The following is a 6,161-nucleotide window of genomic DNA, read 5'->3' as shown; positions in this document are numbered from 1 at the left end:
TCAACAAGAAGCTTCTTCTTGATAAAAAGGAAGCTTCCTTTTTACAACTAACTCAGAACTTACAACTCATAACTCGAAAACAGCCCTATAATCTCCTCAAGGGGATAGTTTAACTTCTATTCCTATTCCTTTAAGTCTTATGTCTTATAACTTATCACTCAAAACTCAGAACTTATAACCCGCGTTAGGGATAGTAGTAAAAATCCTTTTGTAGGAATTGGAACTTTCTTACTTGAAATTGAATCTTCTTCTACAAAAGATTGGAACGGATAGTCCGACCGAAGGGAACGCCCAAATTAATTTTTGTTAGGCACTATAAATTATTTGAAATTTATTAATTTATATAGATCATTTATTTTTTTAATAGAATCATTATCTAAATAATATAGGAAAAATAGGTTCTTGTCTATCTCAACAAAACCAGTAATCATATAAGATTTTTCGTTTTTTGATTCAATTAATAAATCAGGTTTATAATCATTGTTAATATCTAGCTCAACCATACCTTTTAAAGCATAAAGCTTTATTCTATCATTTATAATTGAATCGATGGGATTTCCTTTTATATTATAATTTACAATGGGTTTATGTATAAAGAAATCATCTGGAAAGTACATTTCTTCATATTTAGTATTTTCAAAATTATATACATCAGGACTCCGAAAAAATGATATTTTTTTCATCATTCTTTTATTAATTTCGATAATTTCTCCTAAGTTATATATCCTTATGATTGATTTTATTTTATCATCAATTGTTTCAGGATTGTATGTGTAATTTAAATTTACTTGCCTTACTTTATTTGATTTGGAATCGAAATTTACTGTAATATTCTTTAAGTTTTTATCGTCAACAATTGAAAACAAGTGAGAATTAAAAGATTTTAACGATTTAAATTGTGCATTATTTACAGGTGGAACTTTATAATAAAGTTCATTATAAGATTCAAATTGATAATTATTAAAAGTCTTACGAACTAAATATAAAGTATAAGTTGCAGAAAGTACCAATAATATAAAGAATAGAAATATAAATATCTTTTTCATAATTAATTATTATCGAAATATCAATTGTAGTAGCTTTCATAGATGCTTTTACAAGTGTTATCCATTCATATTCATTATCCATAAATATATGAATAAAAAAGAATTACACATACAAAAAAAAGCCCAACCAAAGTTGAGCTTGTATTTATCCAAAATAAAATGAATCGCGATCATTTAGAAAATTGAAATGCTTTCGAGTTTTATCTTGTTCTTCTTTATCAATTTCGAACTGTAAAATTTCGGGATGATTGTTAATTGTTTCCAAATCTTGTCCCAATGTATCAAATAAATGCGAATCGCCTTGATACTCGAGATTATAGCCATCTACGCCAATTCTATTTACACCAGCAATAAAAGCCATATTTTCGATTGCTCGAGCTTTTAGGAGTGAAATCCAAGCTTCTCGACGTGCTTTTGGCCAACTAGCGTTACAAAGTATCAAATCGTAGGGATTTTCCTCAGTATTGCGAATCCAAACTGGAAATCGTAAATCGTAGCAAACAATAGGACGAATTTGCCATCCTTTATAATCTATCGTTACAATTTTATCTCCTGCAGAATATACCCCAGCTTCTTTTCCGTAACTGAACAAATGTTTCTTATCGTAAATATAAATAGAGCCGCTTGGACAGATGAAATAAAATCGGTTATAGTATTTATCGTTTTCATGTGTAGAAATGCTTCCAGCAATCACAGAATTCAATTCTTTGGCTTTGTGTTGCATCCATTCGAAGGTTTCTCCAAAAGGTTTTTGACCAATTTTTTCTACATTCATCGAAAATCCCGAAGCAAACATTTCTGGTAACAATATAATATCAGTTTGATGATTGGCTAATAATTCATTTAAATAAGCGTGATTAGCTTTTGCATCTTCCCAGATTATATCGTATTGTATTAATGATATTTTAAGTTTATTTTGAATCTCCATTGTTAATAAATTTTTGATCTAATTTTGGTTTATTAGATTGGTTGATGATGTAATACATAAAGATAAATATAAAAAAACCAATAAACGAACCACCAACGGTATCAATCGCAAAATGGCGCGATAAGTAGATTCTACTAATTGCGATACTTGGAAAATGAAGTGCAAAAAATAATTGTAACCATCTGTTTTTGGTTAATAAACATAAAGTCATCGAAATTATTGCCGCTGTTAATGAATGTCCTGATGGAAAAGTTGAATCCATTTGTATCGCATAATCTTTGACTAGAATAATGTCTATTTTTTTCTGTGTAAAATAATATCCAGGACGTAAAACTTGTTCGAAATAGACATTCTTAAAGAATACACTAATTGTTGTTGCAACTGCTCCAGAAACTAATAAATAATAAAAATATCTTCGAGTTGTTTTCCAAAATAGATAACCAAGAAGTATAAAAAATAAATAATAGGTTCCAAAATCGGTATAAAAAACAAAGAGTTTATCGAGATAATGATTGCTGTATTGATTGAAATGCAGATGTAATTCGTCGCGACCATAATATTGCGTCATAGCAATTGCAGCAAAATTGTAGATAAAAAAAACGACAAAAAATGGCCAAATTCTTAGAAATAAATCTTTTTGTTGATTCATTTGAGTTGGGTTTTTAAATAACATTTATGATGAGATTCCAAATAAGTCTAGAATGACATTCATTCAAATTTAAGCAAAAAAAAAAACTTGACTAAATAGCCAAGTTTTAAAACGTTTTAATATTGTTTAAAAAAATTATTTTACTTTTTCTACGATTGCTTTGAAAGCTTCTGGATTGTTCATCGCTAAGTCAGCTAAAACTTTACGATTTAATTCAATTCCAGCTTTGTGGATAGCTCCCATAAATTTAGAGTAAGACAATCCGTGTAATCTTGCTCCAGCGTTAATTCTTTGAATCCATAACGCACGGAAATTTCTTTTCTTTTGACGTCTATCGCGGTAAGCGTATACTAAACCTTTTTCTACTGCATTTTTAGCAACAGTCCAAACGTTTTTTCTTCTTCCGTAATATCCTTTTGCAAGTTTTAAAACTCTTTTTCTTCTAGCTCTTGACGCAACTGCGTTTACTGATCTTGGCATAATTTTTAATTTTTTTGTAGTGGGCGAGATTGCTCTGCTTTAAGGCCCATCGACAGGGTTAATAATGAATTAATAAACCAAATAAGAACACGTTCTTATTTTAATCTTAATTGTTGTTTTACTGAATGAACATCAGCTTGATCAACTAAACCAGTTTGAGTTAAATTTCTCTTTTGTTTAGTCTCTTTTTTTGTTAGGATGTGGCTTTTAAAAGCGTGTTTTCTTTTAATTTTACCTGTTCCTGTTAATTTGAAACGTTTTTTCGCTCCAGATTTTGTTTTTAATTTTGGCATGATTACAAATATTTAAAATTAAAACGTTTTTTATTTTTTGTAAGATGATAAGAACCTAATTATTTCTTAGGTCCCATCATCATAATCATTCTTTTACCTTCAAGTTTTGGCATTTGTTCTACTTTTCCAACATCTTCCAATTCTTGAGCTAAACGTAACAATAAGATTTCTCCTTGATCTTTAAAGATAATAGAACGTCCTTTGAAGAAAACATACGCTTTCAATTTTGAACCTTCTTCTAAGAAAGATCTTGCGTGACGTCTTTTGAATTCGTAATCATGATCATCTGTTTGAGGACCGAAACGAATTTCTTTCACGACAACTTTCTGCTGTTTAGCTTTAAGTTCTTTTTCTTTTTTCTTTTGTTCGTATAAGAATTTTTTGTACTCTACGACACGACAAACAGGTGGAATGGCTTTTTCACTGATCATTACCAAATCTAAACCTTGTTCTTCTGCAAGTTCTAAAGCTTTAGCTATTGGATATACACCAGGTTCTATACCTTCTCCAACAACGCGTACTTCTTTCGCGTCAATCTTATCATTGATCTTGTGTTGATCTTCCTTAATTACTCTGGCTGGACCTCTGCCGCCTTTTCTTCTAATTGCGATAGTTATTCTGTTTTAAATTATTTTAATTTGATTTGTTCTTTCATGAAATCGATAAACGCTTGAATCGTCATCTCTCCTAAATCACCTTCTCCGTGTCTTCTTACAGAAACTGTACCGTTTTCTGCTTCTTTTTCACCGATGATTAACATGAAAGGAATTTTACCGATTTCGGCATCACGGATTTTTTTACCAGTTTTCTCGTTTCTACTGTCAATCAGTCCGTTAATTTCTTCTTCGGCCAGCAAATTTAATACTTTTTCTCCATATTCCACATATTTTTCACTAATTGGTAAAATTGTGAATAAATCTGGTGTTAACCAAAGTGGTAAATTACCTGCTGTATTTTCTAACAAAATGGCAATGAAACGTTCCATAGAGCCAAATGGCGCGCGGTGAATCATTACTGGTCTGTGTTTTTCGTTGTCTGCTCCAGTGTAAGTTAAATCAAAACGTTCTGGTAAATTATAATCCACTTGGATTGTTCCTAACTGCCATTGACGTCCTAATGCATCTTTCACCATAAAGTCTAACTTAGGTCCATAGAATGCAGCTTCGCCATATTCTACAACTGTTGGTAAACCTTTTTCTGCTGATGCTGTGATAATTGCTTGTTCAGCTTTTTCCCAGTTTTCATCAGATCCGATGTATTTTTCTTTATTCTCTGGATCTCTTAATGAGATTTGAGCCGAATAATTGTCAAATCCAAGATTTGTAAATACATATAATACTAAATCAATTACTTTTTTGAATTCTTCTAATAATTGATCTGGTGTACAGAATAAGTGAGCATCATCTTGAGTAAATCCACGAACACGCGTTAAACCGTGTAATTCTCCTGATTGTTCGTAACGATAAACTGTACCAAACTCTGCATAACGTTTTGGTAAATCGCGGTACGACCATTGAGATGTTTTGTAAATCTCACAATGATGTGGACAGTTCATTGGTTTTAACAAGAATTCTTCTCCTTCGTTTGGCGTTTTAATTGGCTGAAAACTATCTGCACCATATTTTGCATAGTGACCAGAAGTTACATACAATTCTTTTTGACCAATGTGTGGAGAAATTACCATTTCGTAACCCATTTTTTGTTGCTCTTTCAATAAGAAGTTTTCTAATTTTCTTCTCAAAGCAGCTCCTTTTGGTAACCAAAGTGGTAAACCTGCACCAACTTTTTCAGAGAAAGCAAATAAACCTAATTCTTTCCCTAATTTACGGTGATCACGTTTTTTTGCTTCTTCTAATAACTCAAGATATTCTGTTAAATCTTTTTGTTTTGTGAATGTAATACCATAAACACGAGTCAACATCTTGTTTTTCTCATCTCCACGCCAATAAGCTCCCGCAACATTCAAGATTTTTGCAGCTTTCACAATTCCAGTGTTTGGAATGTGTCCACCACGACATAAATCTGTAAAATTATCGTGTGTACAGAATGTAATATCTCCATCTTGTAGATTAGAGATTAATTCTGTTTTGTATTCATTGTCTTTGTATGTCTCTAATGCTTCTGCTTTTGAAACTGAATATAATTTGAATTCAGCTTTTTTCTTTGCATTCTCTAACATTGCTTTTTCTACTTTCGCAAAATCAGCTTCTGTAAATTTATCCTCACCAAAATCAACATCGTAATAGAAACCTTTGTCAATCGCAGGTCCAATAGTTAATTTAGCATTTGGATAAAACTCTAAAATAGCTTGCGCTAATAAGTGAGCAGATGAATGCCAAAAAGCTTTTTTACCCATTTCATCATTCCAGGTTAACAATTTGATCGTTGCATCTGTGGTGATTGGGGTTGTTGTTTCAACTTGTTGATCGTTTACTATAGCCGAAATTACATTACGTGCTAAACCTTCACTAATGCTTAGCGCCACGTCCATAGGAGTTACGCCACTCTCATACTGTCTTACACTTCCATCTGGAAGAGAAATGTTTATCATCTTACTTTTAGAATTTGTACTAGGATGCAAAATTACGAATTTTCTGTAAGTTGACGAAATTTTTAAAGGGTTGATTTTGTTTGATTATTGATTATTTAGAATATTTTAAATATTAACTAGATGTCATACTGAAACGAGTTCCTTTAGATTTGAAAATCTTAAATTGTAGTATAAAAAGAAGAGAAAAGAGTTTGAGTACACTATAACGAGTTCA

Annotated in this window: 7 protein-coding genes; all 7 read right to left on the bottom strand. The window is 31.3% G+C overall.

Features of this window, described 5'->3' with window-relative positions:
- Positions 1-320 precede the first annotated feature (320 nt).
- On the bottom strand, positions 321-1,046 hold the full coding sequence (locus tag HXZ69_RS14855; RefSeq protein ID WP_286496430.1) for a hypothetical protein: 726 nt from the start codon (positions 1,044-1,046) through the stop codon (positions 321-323).
- Between the two features lie 145 nt (positions 1,047-1,191).
- A complete protein-coding gene (locus HXZ69_RS14850) occupies positions 1,192-1,974 on the bottom strand; it encodes a nitrilase-related carbon-nitrogen hydrolase (RefSeq protein ID WP_286496429.1) in 783 nt (260 codons plus the stop codon).
- Positions 1,958-2,623 (bottom strand): phosphatase PAP2 family protein, encoded by a 666-nt coding sequence (locus HXZ69_RS14845; protein ID WP_286496428.1) that lies wholly within the window; start codon positions 2,621-2,623, stop codon positions 1,958-1,960. The genes HXZ69_RS14850 and HXZ69_RS14845 overlap by 17 nt, the downstream gene beginning before the upstream one ends.
- A 135-nt stretch (positions 2,624-2,758) precedes the next feature.
- Complete coding sequence (gene rplT / locus HXZ69_RS14840) at positions 2,759-3,103, bottom strand: 50S ribosomal protein L20 (protein WP_038337134.1); 345 nt, start codon at positions 3,101-3,103, stop codon at positions 2,759-2,761.
- A 95-nt stretch (positions 3,104-3,198) separates the two neighbouring features.
- Positions 3,199-3,396, bottom strand: coding sequence for a 50S ribosomal protein L35 (gene rpmI / locus HXZ69_RS14835; protein WP_038337133.1), 198 nt, complete (start codon positions 3,394-3,396; stop codon positions 3,199-3,201).
- Positions 3,397-3,455: 59 nt separating this feature from the next.
- A complete protein-coding gene (gene infC, locus HXZ69_RS14830) occupies positions 3,456-3,965 on the bottom strand; it encodes a translation initiation factor IF-3 (protein WP_236688239.1) in 510 nt (169 codons plus the stop codon).
- Between the two features lie 59 nt (positions 3,966-4,024).
- Positions 4,025-5,947: a threonine--tRNA ligase gene (gene thrS / locus HXZ69_RS14825; RefSeq protein ID WP_286496427.1), complete on the bottom strand. Its 1,923-nt coding sequence runs from the start codon at positions 5,945-5,947 to the stop codon at positions 4,025-4,027.
- Between the last annotated feature and the right edge of the window lie 214 nt (positions 5,948-6,161).

The sequence above is a fragment of the Empedobacter sp. R132-2 genome (genome assembly GCF_030324375.1).
In the GTDB taxonomy this organism is placed as follows: domain Bacteria; phylum Bacteroidota; class Bacteroidia; order Flavobacteriales; family Weeksellaceae; genus Empedobacter; species Empedobacter falsenii_B.
The sequence above is the reverse complement of the archived record's forward strand: the minus strand, read 5'-3'. Positions and strand labels throughout refer to the sequence as shown.